This is a genomic window from Streptomyces sp. NPDC088197 (assembly GCF_044741185.1).
Classification (GTDB): domain Bacteria; phylum Actinomycetota; class Actinomycetes; order Streptomycetales; family Streptomycetaceae; genus Actinacidiphila.
Map to the genome: position 1 here is coordinate 232,165 of NZ_JBIUSD010000004.1, position 16,703 is coordinate 248,867.

16 protein-coding genes are annotated in these 16,703 nt (G+C 74.3%); 9 read left to right on the forward strand and 7 right to left on the reverse strand.

The features are described 5' to 3' along the window. Positions 1–187: 187 nt before the first annotated feature. On the forward strand, positions 188–1,594 hold the full coding sequence (locus ACIOC1_RS13130) for a GNAT family N-acetyltransferase (RefSeq protein ID WP_401853910.1): 1,407 nt from the start codon (positions 188–190) through the stop codon (positions 1,592–1,594). Positions 1,595–1,876: 282 nt separating this feature from the next. Here the strand turns inward: ACIOC1_RS13130 and ACIOC1_RS13135 are convergent, their stop codons facing one another. Then, complete coding sequence (locus ACIOC1_RS13135; protein ID WP_401853912.1) at positions 1,877–3,070, reverse strand: trans-sulfuration enzyme family protein; 1,194 nt, start codon at positions 3,068–3,070, stop codon at positions 1,877–1,879. A gap of 60 nt (positions 3,071–3,130) precedes the next feature. On the opposite strand from ACIOC1_RS13135, the gene ACIOC1_RS13140 reads away from it, so the two are divergent. The 3 genes from ACIOC1_RS13140 (at position 3,131) to ACIOC1_RS13150 (ending at position 6,282) form a co-directional block, all read left to right on the forward strand. Then, a complete protein-coding gene (locus ACIOC1_RS13140; RefSeq protein WP_355341262.1) occupies positions 3,131–3,607 on the forward strand; it encodes an Lrp/AsnC family transcriptional regulator in 477 nt (158 codons plus the stop codon). Between the two features lie 155 nt (positions 3,608–3,762). Next, the gene (locus ACIOC1_RS13145) at positions 3,763–5,451 is read left to right on the forward strand and encodes a DUF885 domain-containing protein (RefSeq protein WP_401853914.1); all 1,689 of its coding nucleotides are present in this window, start codon (positions 3,763–3,765) and stop codon (positions 5,449–5,451) included. 306 nt (positions 5,452–5,757) lie between these two features. Next, positions 5,758–6,282 (forward strand): GNAT family protein, encoded by a 525-nt coding sequence (locus ACIOC1_RS13150; protein ID WP_355341268.1) that lies wholly within the window; start codon positions 5,758–5,760, stop codon positions 6,280–6,282. A 25-nt stretch (positions 6,283–6,307) separates the two neighbouring features. Here ACIOC1_RS13150 and ACIOC1_RS13155 read toward each other — a convergent pair whose 3' ends face one another. Then, a complete protein-coding gene (locus ACIOC1_RS13155) occupies positions 6,308–6,826 on the reverse strand; it encodes a rhodanese-like domain-containing protein (RefSeq protein WP_401853916.1) in 519 nt (172 codons plus the stop codon). Positions 6,827–6,920: 94 nt separating this feature from the next. Between ACIOC1_RS13155 and ACIOC1_RS13160 the strand changes: the two genes are divergently transcribed. Next, entirely contained in the window at positions 6,921–7,367 is a 447-nt protein-coding gene (locus ACIOC1_RS13160; protein ID WP_401853918.1) for an Lrp/AsnC family transcriptional regulator, read from the forward strand. Here ACIOC1_RS13160 and ACIOC1_RS13165 read toward each other — a convergent pair. Together ACIOC1_RS13165 and ACIOC1_RS13170 are read right to left on the reverse strand one after the other, a co-directional pair. Beyond that, complete coding sequence (locus ACIOC1_RS13165; RefSeq protein ID WP_401853919.1) at positions 7,357–10,755, reverse strand: AAA family ATPase; 3,399 nt, start codon at positions 10,753–10,755, stop codon at positions 7,357–7,359. The genes ACIOC1_RS13160 and ACIOC1_RS13165 overlap by 11 nt on opposite strands. Continuing rightward, the gene (locus tag ACIOC1_RS13170) at positions 10,755–11,954 is read right to left on the reverse strand and encodes an exonuclease SbcCD subunit D (protein ID WP_355341280.1); all 1,200 of its coding nucleotides are present in this window, start codon (positions 11,952–11,954) and stop codon (positions 10,755–10,757) included. Before ACIOC1_RS13170 ends, ACIOC1_RS13165 begins: the two co-directional genes overlap by 1 nt. Positions 11,955–12,356: 402 nt before the next feature. On the opposite strand from ACIOC1_RS13170, the gene ACIOC1_RS13175 reads away from it, so the two are divergent. Next, positions 12,357–13,418 (forward strand): MDR family NADP-dependent oxidoreductase, encoded by a 1,062-nt coding sequence (locus ACIOC1_RS13175; RefSeq protein ID WP_401853921.1) that lies wholly within the window; start codon positions 12,357–12,359, stop codon positions 13,416–13,418. Positions 13,419–13,455: 37 nt separating this feature from the next. Beyond that, positions 13,456–13,827, forward strand: a complete 372-nt coding sequence (locus ACIOC1_RS13180) for a MerR family transcriptional regulator (protein ID WP_391117895.1) — start codon at positions 13,456–13,458, stop codon at positions 13,825–13,827. Between the two features lie 26 nt (positions 13,828–13,853). Here ACIOC1_RS13180 and ACIOC1_RS13185 read toward each other — a convergent pair whose 3' ends face one another. Then, positions 13,854–14,486, reverse strand: coding sequence for a YigZ family protein (locus ACIOC1_RS13185; RefSeq protein ID WP_355341289.1), 633 nt, complete (start codon positions 14,484–14,486; stop codon positions 13,854–13,856). 108 nt (positions 14,487–14,594) lie between these two features. Between ACIOC1_RS13185 and ACIOC1_RS13190 the strand changes: the two genes are divergently transcribed. After that, a complete protein-coding gene (locus ACIOC1_RS13190; protein ID WP_355341292.1) occupies positions 14,595–15,002 on the forward strand; it encodes a CoA-binding protein in 408 nt (135 codons plus the stop codon). Positions 15,003–15,024: 22 nt separating this feature from the next. Beyond that, the gene (locus tag ACIOC1_RS13195; protein WP_401853923.1) at positions 15,025–15,261 is read left to right on the forward strand and encodes a hypothetical protein; all 237 of its coding nucleotides are present in this window, start codon (positions 15,025–15,027) and stop codon (positions 15,259–15,261) included. 33 nt (positions 15,262–15,294) lie between these two features. Here ACIOC1_RS13195 and ACIOC1_RS13200 read toward each other — a convergent pair whose 3' ends face one another. Beyond that, complete coding sequence (locus ACIOC1_RS13200) at positions 15,295–15,825, reverse strand: YbaK/EbsC family protein (RefSeq protein WP_355341298.1); 531 nt, start codon at positions 15,823–15,825, stop codon at positions 15,295–15,297. A 64-nt stretch (positions 15,826–15,889) separates the two neighbouring features. Then, a complete protein-coding gene (locus tag ACIOC1_RS13205; protein WP_355341301.1) occupies positions 15,890–16,642 on the reverse strand; it encodes an acyltransferase in 753 nt (250 codons plus the stop codon). Positions 16,643–16,703: the final 61 nt, after the last annotated feature.

A 16,703-nucleotide genomic window follows, 5' to 3' on the forward strand; every position in this document is an offset into this window, starting at 1 on the left:
GAAGTCGGGCCATCGTAGGCGGCGCGGGGGCTCGTTGACCATGGGGCCACGGATGCCGCACTCCGGCGCGAGAGGGGCGCATTCGGCAAAAACGTTGAAAACGTAAGTTAACCGAAAAGATCCGTCCTTTACCGGCCGGTCACGGAACGTTCGTGATCACGCAACACATCTTAGGCATGGTAGACGTATGTCTCAGTCGACTCCTGCCCATCCCGGATCCCGTCAGCATCACTGGCGCCGCGAATTCGTCGAAGTGGCCGCGCTGTTCACGGCGATGGCCACCGCCGACCTGATCGCCGAGACGGTGGGGCACGGACCCGACGGCCGGGTGCTGCTGGTCATGTCGGCGGCGGCGCTGCTCGCGGTCGCGGGCTTCCACACCTGGTGGGCACGCGGGCGCGGCCACGCGCCACCGGCCGCCCCGCCGCGGCCGGGCGAGGACGGACGCGCCGACGCATCCGCCGACGAGGCAGGCGCCGAGCGCGCGGGCGACCGTACCGACGGCGAGACGACGCTGTGGCGGCTGCGGACGACCGTGCGCGACGCCCCCGGCAGCCTGGGCGCGGTGTGCACGGCGCTCGCGGGCAGCCGCGTCGACATCGTGACCCTTCAGACGCACCCGCTGGCCGACGGCACGGTGGACGAGTTCCTGCTGCGGGCCCCTGCGGCGCTGCCCGCCACGGCGCTCGCCCGGACCGTCACCGCCGCGGGCGGCACCGACACATGGACGGAGCGGGCGGACGCCCACGACCTGGTGGACACCCCGACCCGCATGCTCACCCTGGCCACCCGTACGGCGCTCGACGCGGCGGAACTGCCGCTCGCGCTGCGGCAGTTGTTCGGCCGCTGCACCATCCGCTCGACGCCCGCGCCCGCCGACGCCCCCGCTCACGCCGAGGACGCGCTCGACGGCACCGTGATGCGGCTGCGCGACCCGTCGGGCGGCACGATCACCGTCCAGCGCGACCATCTCCCCTTCACGCCCACCGAGTTCGCCAGGGCGCGGGCCCTGCTGGAACTCGACGCGCGGCTCGGCGCGCGCCTCGGGGCCAGGACGCCCGACGCCAGGGACGTCCTGACGCTCCCCGAGGGCAACGAGATCACGATCCGCCGCGCCGGGCCCGAGGACCGCGAAGCCGCCCTGGCCATGCACGAGCGCTGCTCCCCCGGCACTCTCGCCCTGCGCTACCACGGCCCCGTGGGCGACGCCGACCGCTACCTCGCCCACCTGCTCAGCCCCCGCTTCGGCCAGTCCCTCGCCGTCGAGACCGCCTCCGGCCGCCTGGTCGCCCTCGGCCACCTTCTCTGGGACGGCGACGAGAACGAGGTCGCCCTCCTCGTCGAGGACGGCTGGCAGCGGCGCGGCATCGGTGCGGCCATGCTGCGCAAGCTGGTCGCCATGGCCGCCGAGGCCGGGCGTGACAGCGTTTACGCTGTCACGCAGTCGACCAACACCGGCATGGTCGCCACCATGCGCGAGCTTGCGCTGCCGCTCGACTACCAGGTCGAGGACGGCACCCTCGTCATCACCGCCACCCTGGCGTCTGCCGACGCCCCTTCCCCCCTCCCCCGCACCGCCCAGGACCGCACCTGACGCCTCGGGTCACGCTCCGAAGGGGCGCGGGAAGGGTGCACTGCCGTCGCGCGGGGCCTGCTCTCCAGGGGCGCGGGAAGGGCGCGCTGCCGTCGCGCAGGGCCTGCTCTTCAGGGGCGCGGGGAACTGCGCGGCCCGCCCCCACCGGGCTGTCAGCCCGAGAACGACAGCAACTGCCACACTGGGGCCGGTCTTTCGAGGCCCGCCACCATCGTGGCTGAGCGCGCAGGTTCCCCGCGCCTAAAAACACGGCCTACCCTCCTGCGTCAGCGGAGAACGCGGTCAGACGTCGATGCGACGTACGCCAGGTGCGGCCGAGGTGGTGGAGGACGCGAGCGCGAGCGTCAAGTCGGACCAGAGGTCGTCGACGTCTTCGAGGCCGACCGAAAGGCGGAGGAGCCGTTCGCTGACGCCGGAGCGGGAGCGATCGGCCTCGGGGACGATGCGGTGGCTGATGGAGGCGGGGTGCTGGATGAGGGTGTCGACGCTGCCGAGGCTGACGGCCGGGGTGATGAGGCGGACGCCGCCGATGACGGCGTGGGGGTCGCCGAGGACTTCGAAGGCGATCATGGCGCCGCCGATCCGCGGGTAGTGGACGGCGCCCACGCGGGAATCGGCGGTGAGGCGCCGGGCCAGTTCCGCGGCGGTCGCGGAGGCCGCCCGCATGCGTACCGGAAGGGTGGAGAGCCCGCGCAGCAGGAGGTAGCCGGCGAGCGGGTGCAGGACGCCTCCGGTGGCGAACCGCACCTTGCGCAGGCGCCGCGCGAAGTCCTCGTCGCAGGCCACGGCGCCGCCGAGCACGTCGCCGTGGCCGCCCAGGTACTTGGTCGCGCTGTGCAGCACGATCCGGGCGCCGGATTCGGCGGGCCGCTGGAGTACGGGCGTGGCGAAGGTGTTGTCGACCAGCAGCGGCACGGTGCCGCAGGAGTGGGCGACGGCCCGCAGATCGACCTCCGCGAGCGTCGGGTTGGCGGGCGTCTCGACGATGACGAGACCGGTGTCGGGCCGCATCGCGTCCGCGATGCCCGCCGGGTCGGTCCAGGTCACCTCGGTACCGAGCAGTCCGCCGGTCAGCAGGTGGTCGCTGCATCCGTACAGCGGCCGGACGGCGACGACATGGCGCAGCCCGTCGGCGGCGCGCGCCAGCAGGCAGGCGGTCAGCGCGGCCATCCCGCTGGCGAAGGCCACCGCGGCCTCGGTGCCCTCCAGCCGGGCCAGCGCGGTCTCGAAGCGGGCGGTGGTGGGATTGTCCAGCCGGGCGTAGACGGGCGGGCCTTCGAGCTGTTCACCGGTGGCGGCGAAGGCGTCGATCCGCCGGGCCTCGGCGCGGCTGTCGTACGACGGGTAGGTGGTGGACAGGTCGAGCGGCACGGCGTGCACGCCGAGGGCCGCGAGGTCTTCGCGCCCGGCGTGCACGGCCTCGGTGGCCAGGGTCAGGCGGGGCCGGGACGGTGTCGTTGCTGCTGTCGTCTCCATGTGCTCCAGGCTGAACGCTCGCCGGGCGTCGTGGGAGAACGCCCGTGCTACGTTCGCCCGATGTCTGATTCCGTCGCGCTGGATCCGGTGGATCTGGAGATTCTCCGGCTGCTGCAGAACGATGCCCGGACCACGTACCGCGACCTCGCGGCGGCCGTCGGTGTGGCGCCGTCGACCTGCCTCGACCGGGTGGCCCGGCTGCGGCGCGGCGGCGTGATCCTCGGGCACGAGCTGCGGCTGGACCCGGCGAAGCTGGGCCGCGGTCTGGAGGCGCTTCTTCTGGTGCAGGTACGGCCGCACCGCAGGGAGTTGATCACACCGTTCGTGGACCGCGTCCGCGCGCTGCCGGAGTCCCGCGCCCTGTTCCACCTCACCGGGCCCGACGACTATCTGGTGCATGTCGCGGTGACCGGTGCCACCGATCTCCAGCGGCTGGTGATCGACGAGTTCACCTCACGGCGGGAGGTCGCGCGGGTCGAGACGCGGCTGATCTTCCAGCAGTGGGCGTGCGGCCCGCTGCTGCCGCCCACGCCGTGACCCGGACGGTCCGATCCGTACGGGCCCGGCGGGGCTGTTCCGCGGGGCGCGAGGGCCGGGGAACACGCCCCCAGCTGCGGCGTACGCGCCAGGCGTAAGGCACCACGCACACAATGGTGGTGACGCGAGGGCCGGTCTCGTACCAGGATGGCGCCATGTCCAATATCACCAGCAGCCCTCTGCCCCGCCAGGTCGCCGACACCTACGTCGACGATCTCCTCGCTCTCGACCCGGTCCTCGGCACCTACCTCGGCGCCCCCGGCAGCGCCCGCCGCCTGCCGGACTTCTCACCGGCCGGCGCCGACGCCCTGGCCGCGCTGGCCCGTGCCACGCTGGACCGGTTGACCGAGGCGGAGGCGCGGCCCGGTGGCGAGAGCGACGCCGAGCGGCGGTGCGCGCGGCTGCTGCGCGAGCGGCTGAGCGCGGAACTCGCCGTGCACGCGGCCGACGAGCACCTGCGCGCGGTGAGCAACCTCAGCTCCCCCGCGCACAGCGTCCGGGACGCGTTCACCCTCATGCCGACCGACTCCGCGGCGGACTACGCCGATCTCGCCGCCCGGCTGCGCGCCGTCCCGGCCGCGCTCGACAGTTACCGCGCCGCGCTCGCCGAGGGCCTGTCCCGCAAGCTGTACGCGGGCCCGCGCCAGGTGTCGACGGTCATCGGCCAGATCGGTGAGTGGATCGGCGACGACGGCGGGGAGAGCTGGTTCAGCGCGCTCGTCGCCGAGGGGCCGCAGGAGCTGCGCGCCGAGCTGGACGCCGCCGCCGCCGAGACCACCGCCGCCTACGCGGCCCTGCGCGACTGGCTGCGCGACACGTACGCCCCCGCCGCCGAGGGCACGTCCGACACCGTGGGCCGCGAGCGCTACGCCCGCTGGTGCCGACTGTGGAACGGTACGGACCTCGACCTGGACGAGGCGTACGCGTACGGCTGGTCCGAATACCACCGCATCCACGCCGAGATGGTCGCCGAGGCCGCGAAGATCCTGCCCGACAAGTCCCCCTGGGAGGTGCTGGCCCACCTGGACCAGCACGGCACCGCCATCGAGGGCGTGGACGAGGTACGCGACTGGCTCCAGGGCCTGATGGACGAGGCGATCCAGGCGCTGGACGGTACGCACTTCGAGCTGGCCGACCGGGTCAAGCGCGTCGAGTCCCGGATCGCGCCCCCCGGCGGCGCGGCGGCCCCGTACTACACCGGTCCTTCGGAGGACTTCAGCCGTCCCGGCCGTACGTGGCTGCCGACGATGGGCAAGACCCGTTTCCCGATCTTCGACCTGGTCTCCACCTGGTACCACGAGGGTGTGCCGGGCCATCACCTCCAGATCGCGCAGTGGGTGCACGTCGCCGAGAGCCTGTCCCGCTACCAGGCCACCGTCGGCATGGTCAGCGCCAACGCGGAGGGCTGGGCGCTGTACGCCGAGCGCCTCATGGACGAGCTGGGCTTCCTCACCGACCCCGAGCGGCGCCTGGGGTACCTGGACGCCCAGATGATGCGGGCCAACCGCGTCATCGTCGACATCGGCATGCACCTCGAACTGGACATCCCCGCCGACTCGCCCTTCCACCCGGGCGAGCGCTGGACGCCCGAGCTGGCCCGCGAGTTCTTCGGCCTCCACAGCGGCCGGCCCGCCGACTTCGTCGACAGCGAGCTCATCCGCTACCTCGGCATGCCCGGCCAGGCCATCGGCTACAAGCTCGGCGAGCGTGCCTGGCTCACCGGCCGCGAGACCGCTCGCGCGGCGCACGGCGACGCCTTCGACGCCAAGGCGTGGCACATGGCGGCCCTGTCGCTCGGGTCGCTGGGACTCGACGACCTGGTGGCGGAGATCTCGGCGCTCTGACCTCCGGTCGGGGCATTTCCCGGTGACGCGAGCCCCGCCTCGCCGCCCGGGGAGACCTGTGCCCCGAAGGCGCGCCGGGGGAGGAACCGCGCGCTCGGCCCCCACCGGTCCGGTGGTCGCGAAACAGCGTCTGCCCCACTGGGGCGACCCTGTGCCCGCGGCCCCGTGGGGGCCGGTCGCGCGGTTCCCCCCGCCCGCGGAAAAGCCGGGCGCGGCCCTCGGCACGGGGTCGCCGCGCGAGGCGGTTACGCTGCTGCCTTCCGGTTCGACGCCGGGACGACAGCTCGCAGAAGGCGGTACGGCTCGATGACGTTGCACGCTTCCCATGACGGTGGACGGCTGGTGCTGACGCAGGGCCGGTTGACCCTGCGTGAGCAGCTTCCGGAGGACGCGGCGCTGTTGGCGGACGGCAAGCCCGCCGGGTTGGTGTGGGTCGACGGCGTGCCGGGGGACGGCACGGTGGGCGCGGCCTCGATGACGGTGGCCGCCGCCGCGGCGGGCGTCTACCGGCCGGGCTGGGGCGTCTTCGCGATACAGCGCAGTGACGACCTGGTGGCGCTGGGCGGCGCCGGGTTCCACGGGCCACCGGACGGCGGCGCGGTGGAGATCGGGTACGACCTGTCGGAGTCGGGGCGGGGCGCGGGCTGGGCCACGGACGCGGCGCGGGTGCTGTGCCAGTGGGCGCTCGCGCAGCCGGGTGTGCTGGTGGTGCTCGCCACCACGGAACCGGCGAACCGCCCGTCGCAGGCCGTTCTGGAGCGCGTCGGCTTCGTGCGGGTCGCGGACCGCGGCGAGCTGTGGGCGTACGAGCTGACGTCGCTGCCGGACTGAACGGCCGAACAGGCGGACGTCGGGGTCAGCAGCCGCAGTCGTCGGCGCCGACCGGCGCGGTCAGGGGGTCGGCCGCGCGCCGGGCGGGGCCGTCGGCCGTCTCGTACGCGAGGCCCTCGCGGATCCAGTACTCCATGCCGCCGAGCATTTCCTTGACCCGGTAGCCGAGGCCGGCCAGGGCGAGGGCGGCGCGGGTGGCGCCGTTGCAGGCGGGGCCCCAGCAGTGGACGACGACCGGGACGTCGCGGTCGAGGAATTCGGCGGCGAGTTCGGGGACGCGCGCGGTCGGCAGGTGGACGGCGCCGGGGATGTGGCCCTGGTCCCAGGACTCGGTGGAGCGGGAGTCGAGCACGACGAAGCCGGGGTCGCCGCCCGTGGCGCGGGCCGCCTCCAGTGACGCGGCGACATCGGAGACGTCGGTGTGGAAGGCCAGGGAGGCCGCGAAGTACGCGGCGGCGTCGGCGGGGGCTGCCGGCGGCACCCGCAGGACCGGGCCGACGGCGGTGGCAGGGGTGGCGCTGAGCTGGGATGTCCGCTGGGTCATGGCGCAGAATCTACGGTCGCGCCCGGCTTGCCGGAAGTGTGCATCCCCCGCAAATGCCTTGATCGGCCGGGCTTTCCCCTGCTATCCCTCGTGCATGACCGCTTATTCCCTCGACCCGACCGACTGGCGGCTGCTGGAGGCCCTGCAACGCGACGGCCGGGCCAGTTACGCCGAGCTGGCCCGTAGCGTCTCGATGTCGCCGAGCGCCGTCACGGAGCGGGTCCGGCGCCTGGAGGAGGCCGGGGTGATCACCGGATATTCGGCGGTGATCGACCACGACCGGATCGGGCTGCCGATCCTCGCGATGGTCCGGCTGCGCTATCCGACCGGCAATTACCGGCCGTTCCACGACATGCTGGCGACCACCCCCGAGGTGCTCGAGGCGCATCACGTGACGGGGGACGACTGCTTCGTGATGAAGGTCGCGGCGCGGTCCATGCGGCATCTGGAGGAGACCACCGGGCGGATCGCCGGGCTCGGCGCGGTCACGACCAGCATCGTCTACTCCTCACCGCTGGAGCGGCGCCCCCTCACGCTCTGACCGGCCCGCCTCCGGCGGCGGCCGGTGCCCCGGTCCGCATCCGCACGCTCGATCCGTCCCTGCCCTTGACGACCCGCAGTTGGGCCGGGATGCGGTGCCGCAGGTCGGCGACGTGGCTGACGATGCCCACCGCGCGGTCGCGTTCCCGCAGGCCGTCGAGGACGTCGAGCACTTCGTCGAGGGTCTGGTCGTCGAGGCTGCCGAAGCCCTCGTCGATGAAGAGGGTGTCGAGGCGGGCGCCGCCCGCCTCGTCGGTCACGACATCGGCGAGGCCGAGCGCGAGGGCCAGTGACGCGAAGAAGGTCTCGCCGCCGGAGAGCGTCGCGGTGTCGCGTTCGGTGCCGGTCCAGGCGTCGACCACCATCAGGCCGAGCCCCGACTTGGCCCGGCCGCCGCCGCGCGCGTCGGTGTGTACGAGGGTGTAGCGGCCCGAGGACATGCGCTGGAGGCGTACGGCCGCCGCGGCGGCGACCTGTTCCAGCCGCGCCGCCAGCACGTACGTCTCCAGCTCCATCCGGTAGCGGTTCTCCGCGGTGGTGGCGGAGGCGAGGTCGGAGAGCCGGGCGATGGCGTCGAACTCCGCGCGGGCCGGGGCGAGTTCCCTGGTACGGGTGGCGGCCTGCGCGGACAGCCCGTCGAGTTCGGCGCGGCGGGTCGCGGCGGCGGACTCGGCGGCCGATGCGGCACGCAGCCGGTCGGTCGCGGCGGCGAGTGCGGCCTGCGCGGCTGCCGGGTCCGCGGGCGGCAGTTGGGCCGCCGCGGCGGGTTCGGGCGCGGCGAGGTCCGCTTCGACGGCGGCCTCCTCCTTGGCCCACGCCTCGGCCTCGCGCTCGGCGCGCCACAGCCGTTCCGGGTCGAGCAGCGCGGCCTCGGCGTCGGCGGGCGCCGCGAAACCGGCGCGCGTCGCGGCCTCCGCGAGCGCCGTGTCGGCCTCCGCGAGCCGCTGCCGGCTGTCGCTCCGGTCGCGTACGGCGTGCGCCGCCCGGTCGAGCAGCGCGATCCGCGCCGACAGCCGGGCCCGCCGGTCCGCGACGCTCGCGTACCCGGCCCGCGCCTGGTCCAACTCGGCGCTCAACCGCCGCTGCTGCGCGTCCAGTTCCTCCCGCCGCGAGGTGCGTACGTCGGTCCTGCTCTGTGCCTCGTGCCGCTGCGCCGTGCGGCGGTCGCGCTCCTGTTCCGCGCGCTCCAGCGCCCGGCGCGCCTCGGACACGTCGGCCGCCGCGCGTGCGGCGGAGGAGTGTTCGGCCTCCAGTACGGCGCAGGCGGCGGTCAGCCGGGCCAGCGGCTCGTCCCCCGCCGTGGCGGCTGCGGCCTCCCACGCGGCCCCGATCCGGTCGGCTTCGGCACGCGCCGACTCGTGCCCGGCCGCGGCGCGTTCGTAGGCCGCGCCCGCCGCGTCCTCGTCGGCGCGGGTGACCTGCTGCGCGGCGGGCCGCGCGGGGGCGGGGTGTTCCTGCGAGCCGCACACCCGGCAGGGCTCGCCGTCCGCCAACTGCTCGGCCAATTCGGCGGCGATGCCGTCGATCCTGGCCTCCCGCAGGTCCTGCCACGTCTCCCTGGCCCGTGCCGCCGTGTCCCGCGCGTCCCGCGCCCGGTCCTGAGCCCGCGTCAACTCCTGCGCCAGCCGGTCGCGTTGGTCCGCCGCCTCCCTGCGGCGGCGCGCGGTCTCCAGCTCAGCCGCCAGGCCCGCAGCCCTGGTCGCGGCCTCGGCCGCGCCGTCCGCCCTGGTCTGCAAGGCGGTGCGCAGCGTCGGCCACTCCTCCAGCCATCCGTCGGCCTCGCGTACGGCTCCCTCGTCCGCGCGCTCCTCCCGGTCGAGCGCCGCGCGCCGCTCGGCGATCTCCCGCACGCGCTGCTCGGCCTCTCCGGCCCGGGCGAGGCCGCCCAGCTCCTCCCGCAGCTCTCCCGCGCGTCCCGCCAGCGCCTCGGCGCGCCAAGACCCGTGCTCCGCCGGGCTGTTGGGCGACACGGAGCCGGATTCGGGTGCCACCTCACCCCGGCCGGCCTTCCGTTGCTCGCCGAGCCTGACGTCGTGACGGTCCACGGACCTGACCTCAGTTTGGCTGACGGTCCGCTCTTCGCCGTACCCGATAGACGCCCGATCGGCAGGCCCACCGGCCGACCGCTGCTCGCCGGGTCCGCCGAGCGGCAACTGGCCACCGGACCCGGTGTCTTGGCCGTCCGAGGACCGGCCGGGCTCGGCCGGGCCGGAAGCCGGTCGGGGGCCCGGCGCGTCGGCCGCCAGTGGACCGGCCGCCTGCCGGGCGGGCGTCTCCACCGGGGATCGGTGGTGCGGTACGGCGGGCGTCGGGGGCTGTTCGCCCGCGGTCGTCAGGTCCGTGAGGACGCGGTGTTCGAGGGCGACGGCTTCGCGGTGTTGGAGGGCGGCCTTGTCGCGCAGGGCGAGGGCGGGTTCGACGGTCGCGGCGCGGTGGGCGCGGGCCAGGCGGTCGCGGGCGGCGGCGCGGTGGGCGCGCTCACCGTCGAGGGCGGCGGCGCGGCGGCGGGCCTCGGCGTGCCGGGACTGGAGGGCGGAGAGGTCGCGGGCGGCGTCGAAGCCGGTGGCGGCGGCGCGGTGGGCGGCCTCGGCGTGCCGCAGGGCCTGCGCGGCGATCGTGGCGGTCTCGCGGGCGTCGCAGCGCAGGACCGCGGCCCACTCCAACAGCCCTTCGGGCGAGGGGCCTTCGTCCGGCGCTCCGTCAGCCACGGCCCCGGCCGCCAGGCCGCCCGCGGCCTGGCGCATCCGCTCGGCGAGGTGGACCAGCCCCTTGTCACCGGCGGCGAGCCGCCCGGCCGCGTCCTGCTTGCGGTCGCGCAGCCAGTGCTCGACGGCCTTGAAGCGGCGCGTGTCGAAGAGCCGTCCGAGCAGTGCGGTCCTTTCGGTGGCGCTCGCGCGCAGGAAGGTGGCGAATTCGCCCTGCGGCAGCAGCACGACCTGGCAGAACTGCTCGCAGCTCATGCCGACGAGCTGCTTGATCTCCTCGCCGATCTCCTGGTGCGACTTGGACAGCGCCTGCCATCCGCCGTCCTTGTGCTCGCGCAGCAGCGTGACGGCCTTGTCCATGGTGGTGCCGGTGCCGCGCTTCTTCGCCCGCGGCTGCTCGGGCCGCCGGGTGATCTCCAACCGCCGTGTCCCCACGGTCAGTTCGAGGACGACCTCGGTGGCGGTGCCCGCCGCCGCGTGGTCGCTGCGCAGCCGCGTCACCGGCCGGGCGCCGGGCACCTGGCCGTAGAGGGCGTAACAGACGCCGTCCAGGACGGAGGTCTTGCCGGAGCCGGTGGGGCCGTGCAGGAGGAAGAGCCCGGCGGCGGAGAGTTCGTCGAAGTCGACGCGCTGGGTGGCCGCGAAGGGGCCGAAGGCGGTGAGTTCGAGGCGGTGCAGTCGCATCAGGCGCGTTCCGTCCGTACGGTGTCCGCCCGTACCGCGTCGAAGGCCGCGCTCAGCGTGGCGCTCTCGTGCGCGGCGGGCGCGGAGCCGCGGACGTGGGCGACGAAGTCCTCGGCGATCTGCTGGTCGCTGCGCCCGCGCAGCCGCCTGGCGTACGAGGCGAGCGGGTCGTCGTCACCGGTCTCGGGCTCGAAGGCGAGGCTGAGGACGTGCGGGAAGCGTTTCGCGAGCGCGGCCATCGGCTCGTGCGGGCGGAAGGGGTCGGTGAGGGTGGCCTCCACCCAGGCGTCCTCGTGCCGGTCGAGCGCCGGGTCGGCGATCAGGTCGTCGAGACGTCCGCGGATCCGGGCGAGCGCGCGCGGCACGGGCGTGTCGACCCGTTCGGCGTCGATGGCGCCTTCGGGGCCGAGGCCGACCAGCCACATGCTCTTGCGGTGGTGCTCCTCGGAGAAGGAGTACGCGAGCGGCGAGCCGGAGTAGCGGATCCTCCCCTGGCCTTCGGCCAGGGGCTCGCCCGTCGCGTCGCGCTCGGTGAGGGTCTGGCAGCCGTGCAGGTGGCCGAGTGCCACGTAGTCGACGCCGTCGAAGACCTCGGCGGGTACGGCCTCGACGCCGCCCGCGGTGATGTCGCGCTCGCTGGCGCAGGGCGCGGCGCCGGTGACGAAGGCGTGCGCGAGCACGACGCTGCGCGTGCCCGCGGGGCGCTCGGCGAGGTCGGCGCGGATCCGGTCCATCGCGGCGCCGAGCACCGCCGTGTGGTCGGCCCGGTCGGCGGCGAACTCCTCGCGGGCCAGGGCCGGTTCGAGGTACGGCAGCCCGTAGACGGCGACGTCGCCGTGTTCGTCGGTGAGCACGACGGGCCGGTGGCAGCTCGCCGGGTCGGTGCGCAGGTGGATGCCGGAGCGGCCCATGACGCGGGCGCCGACGCCGAGCCGCCGGGCCGAGTCGTGGTTGCCGGAGATCATGACGGTGGGCACGTCCAGGTCGGCGAGCCGGTGCAGTACGTCGTCGAAGAGTTCGACGGCGGACAGCGGCGGGACCGCGCGGTCGTAGACGTCCCCGGCGACGAGGACGGCGTCCACGCGTTCGGCGCGGACGGTGTCCACGAGGTGGTCGAGGAAGGCGCGCTGGGCGTCGAGCAGGCTGACGCGGTGGAAGGAGCGTCCCAGGTGCCAGTCCGAGGTGTGCAGAAATCTCACGCGACCGCTCCGACCCGCACGCTCACCCTCGCCGTTCCTCGACTCCCGCGGGCGTCAGACGACTTCGACTGGCTTCCGCGGGCACCTGTGCCGCGCCGCTTCCGGCGCCCGATCCGTACCGCTGCGATCTTCTCATCCGGGCTCGCGGCCCGTGCGCCGTGGCTCACCGGCGGTGGTCATGGAGTGAGAAGGTCGCCGCCCGGCAGGCGGTGGAGATCGCTGATCAGGTCACCGGAAAGCCAGGAAACTGGCGTAAGACCCTGTAATTCGCCAGTAACTTCCCTAAAAGGGCACACCGCTTGACCCTGACGCGCGGGTCAGGGATTAGCGTCACCGCGCCCCGGCCGACGGCACCGCACCACGCCGCCGCACCGAATCCGCGCGTCCTCAGGAGACCCGTCCATGTCCGCAACGCCACCGGTAACCCCTCAGGCAAGCCCCTCTGTCCTGCCCCGCACCAGCCGCGAAGTGCGGATCGTCGCCGTCCCCCGAGGACTGCCCTCGCCCGGGGATTTCGCCGTCGTGCAGACGCCGCTCCCGGAGCCGGGGCCCGGCCAAGTCCTCGTCCGCAACCGGCACTTCCTCGTCTTCCCCGGCCTGCGCACCCTGCTCGGCGGTGAGAGCGACGGCGTCCCGCTGCCGCCGCTGCGCCACGGCGACACGCTCTTCGGGCCCGCCGTCGGCGAGGTGGTCGCCGCGCCCGACGGCGACGGGCCGCGTCCCGGTGACACGGTGCTGCACCTGCTCGGCTGGCGCGAGTACGCGCTGGTGCCCGCCGCCCAGTGCGCCGTGCTGGACGACACGCTGCCCGACCCGGTGGCGTATCTCGCCCAGGGTTCCTCCGCGTACGGCGCGCTCACCCGGCTGGCCCAGGTGCGGGCGGGCGACACCGTCTTCGTCACGGGCGCGGCGGGGGCGGTCGGCACACTGGCCGGGCAGGTCGCCAGGCTGCTGGGCGCGGCCCGGGTGATCGGCAGTACGGGCTCGCCGTGGAAGGCCGACCGGCTGCGCTCCGAACTCGGCTACGACGCGGTCGTGTTGCGCGGCTCCGGGCCGTTCGCGCGTCAGCTCGCCGAGGCTGCGCCCGGCGGTGTGGACGTGGTGCTGGACACCGTCGGCGGCGAGCAGTTGGCCGCGGCTCTCGGCGCGGCCAACCAGGGCGCGCGCTTCGCGCTGATCGGCGCGCTGTCCGGGCAGCTCTCCGCGGACCGGGCGGGCGGCAGCGCTCCCGTCGAGATCGACTCGTACCGGCTCGTCGTCAAGGGCCTGTCCCTGCGCGGCTACAGCGGTACCGACCACCCGGAGGTCGAGGCGGAGTGGACCGCGCGCTTCGGCGGCTGGCTGCGCTCGAACGAGATCCGCTTCCCTTACACGACGGTCACCGGCATCGAGCGCGCGCCCGAGGCGCTGCCGGATCTGATCGGCGGGCGGCACTTCGGGGCTGCGATAGTGGAGCTGGAGTAGGGATGGGCTAGCGGTACGAGGACCGCCAGGGGGACGGATGCGGATCGGCGAAGCGGCGGCAGCCGCCGGAACCACCCCGCGCGCACTGCGCTTCTACGAGCAGCGCGGCCTGCTGCCGCCACCGGCCCGCACCGGCTCCGGCCAGCGCGACTACGGTCCCGCCGAGGTCGCCCGGCTGCGCGTGATCCGTGAGCTGCTCGCCCTCGGCCTGACCGTCGAGGATCTGCGCAGCCGCGCCCACCGCCTCCACCTCCTGGCGGCCGACCCGCCCGCCCCCTGCGACGGTTCCGCCGACCGGCCCGGCTCCTTCGCCGACGTCGTCGACCGCCGGCTCGCCCTCCTGGACGCCGAGATCGACCGCCTCACCCGCCTGCGCACCGACCTCGCGGAGCGCGCCCGAGGACGCTAGGGCGTGTCCGTAAAGTCGGATATGCCCTAGGGCGTCACGGTCACATACGCGCTTCCGCCCACCGTCACCTCGGCGGCGCCCGATGTGGCGTCCGCCAGCCAGGAACGGAAGCCGGGGAGATCCGCCTGCGGTACGCCCAGGTCGATGGTCACGGCGGCGGCGTACGCGACACCGCGGATGGCGTGTCCGGCGGCGCGCAGCTCGTTCTCCAGCCGCCCGGCCCGCTGGTGGTCCACGGTGACCGTGACCAGGACGAGCCGCCGCCGCTCGACCGTGCCGATCTCGTCCAGCGCGGCGGTGACGGCGCCCCCGTACGCGCGGGCCAGTCCGCCCGCCCCGAGCTGGACACCGCCGTAGTACCGCGTCACGACGGCCGCCGTGTCCCGGACCTCGCGGCCCAGCAGCGCCTGGAGCATCGGTGTGCCCGCCGTCCCGCCCGGCTCCCCGTCGTCACTGGCCCGGTGCAGCCGCCCCTCGGGGCCGATGACGTACGCGAAGCAGTTGTGGCTGGCCCCGGCGTGCTCCTTGCGGACGCGGCCGATGAAGTCCTGCGCCGCCTCCTCGCTCGCCACGGGCGCGAGCGCGCACAGGAACCGCGAGCGCTTGATCTCGCTCTCGCAGACCCCCGCCCGCGCCACCGTCAGATACCGGTCCACCATCCGGTCAGCCTACGGGCCGCGACCGGGAATGGCGGGCGCGGGAGGCGTGTTTGACCAGGCACGACGGCAGTACGTGGACGATGTGACGGCGAGCGGCTGGAGGACGGCGTGTACGGCGACGCGGAGACGGTGCGGAAGATCCTGACCGGTACCGGGGACACCTGGGCGGTGGTGGGGCTGTCGAACAACACCTCACGGGCCGCCTACGGAGTCGCGGGCGTGCTCCAGCGGTTCGGCAAGCGGGTCGTGCCGGTGCACCCAAAGGCCGAGACCGTGCACGGCGAGCAGGGGTACGCCTCGCTGGCCGACATCCCGTTCCCGGTCGACGTGGTCGACGTGTTCGTGAACTCCTCGCTCGCGGGTGGGGTCGCGGACGACGCGGTGGCCGTGGGCGCGAAGGCGGTGTGGTTCCAGCTCGACGTGATCGACGAGGCGGCGTACGAGCGCACCCGGGCGGCCGGCCTGGAGATGGTGATGGACCGCTGCCCGGCGATCGAGATCCCGCGCCTCCCCTGACCTGTGAGTTTACGGTGGGGGTATGGGACGCAAAGCTCCGCCGCCGCCGTTCGGACTCGACGAGCGGACGTATGCGCAGCTCTGGTACTACGCGCTGCCGGTGCTGGCTTTCGTCCTCGGTCTGGTCGTGCTCGTGGCGCTGATGGGTGTGCTGTCCGGGGCGTGGAAGATCTTCGCCGTGCTGGCCGGTGTGGCGGTCGGTACGGCCGTGGTGACGGGCGGCAGGGCCCTGCACCGCAGGCTGGAGGACCGCTCGTGACCTGCGGCTCCGCAGCCCGGTAGCCGCGCGTCGTCAGATGCCGAGTCCTTCGAGGACGACCGCTCCGGGCAGCGCGGCCAGCGCCTTGCCCGACACGATGAGCTTGCCGCGGCGCGCGCCGCTGCCGATGACCAGGTGCGGCGCCTCCACGACGGCCGCGTCGACGAGCAGCGGCCAGTCGGCGGGCAGACCGACGGGGGTGATGCCGCCGTACTCCATGCCCGTCTCGCCCACGGCGGTGTCCATCGGCGCGAACGACGCCTTGCGCGAGCCCAGGTGGCGGCGGACCGCGCCGTTGACGTCGACGCGGGTGGTGGAGAGCACCAGGCACGCGGCGAGCGTGACGTCCTGGCCGCGCTTGCCCGCGACGACCACGCAGTTCGCCGAGGCGGTCAGCAGGTCGTCGCCGTAGGTCTCGACGAAGACGGCGGTGTCGGCCTTCTCCGGGTCCGTGTCGACGTAGAGCATGTCGGGTGTCACGGCGGCGGCGACCGGCGGCGGGAGCAGGTCGCGGCGCTCGGTGGCGGGGTGGGCTTCGTCGAAGTTGCCGATCGGTGCGCGCATACGGGCAACGTAACAAACGCCCGCACGGCGGCGGAGATTCAGGGCGAGCGCCGGGGCCGGGCGCTCACGGCCGGTCCTCCAGATCGGCCAGCGCCAGCAGTTGCTCGGGGGTGACGCCCTCGGGGACCGGCAGCGGCGGCGGGGTGCGCAGGGGCGGCTGCCAGCCGGTGTCCGGGTCCCAGCGCCGTACGATCCGGGCCGGCGCTCCGGCGACCACCGCGAAGTCGGGCACCTCGCCGCGGACCACGGCGCCCGCCGCCACGACCACATTGCGGCCGAGCCGCGCGCCGGGCAGGATCACGCACCCCGAGCCGAGCCAGCTCCCGCTGCCGATCTCGACCGGCGCGGTGCGCGGCCACTGCTTGCCGACGGGCTGGGTCGTGTCGTCGTACGAGTGGTTGTCGCTGGTGACGTAGACGTACGGGCCGCAGTAGACGTCGTTGCCGAAAACCACCGGTACGGACGCGACGACGTGGCTGCCGCGGCCGAGGACGACGCCGTTGCCGAGGCGCAGGACGGGGTCGGGCCCGAGGTCGAGGCCCGGCATCATCCCGGCGGTGAGGGTGACCTGCTCGCCGATGACGCAGTGGTCGCCGAGGTGGATCCACGGTTCACCGAAGACGGTGCCCTGCGGGAAGGCGAGCCGGGTGCCCTCGCCGATCCGGCCGAAGCGCAGCGGTCCCGGGCGCGCGGCGGTGACCGCGCCCGCGTTCTGCACCCAGCGCCAGCCGCGGTGCACCATCCGCGATCCGACGCGGCGACGCCAGGCCGTGGCGGCGGCGGTCGCGGAGGAGAACACGTTCTCGTTCTTCGGCACGGGCCCACCGTATACGGTGCCGGGTGGAGACCACAGGACGGACGACGAGGGCGGTGGGCAT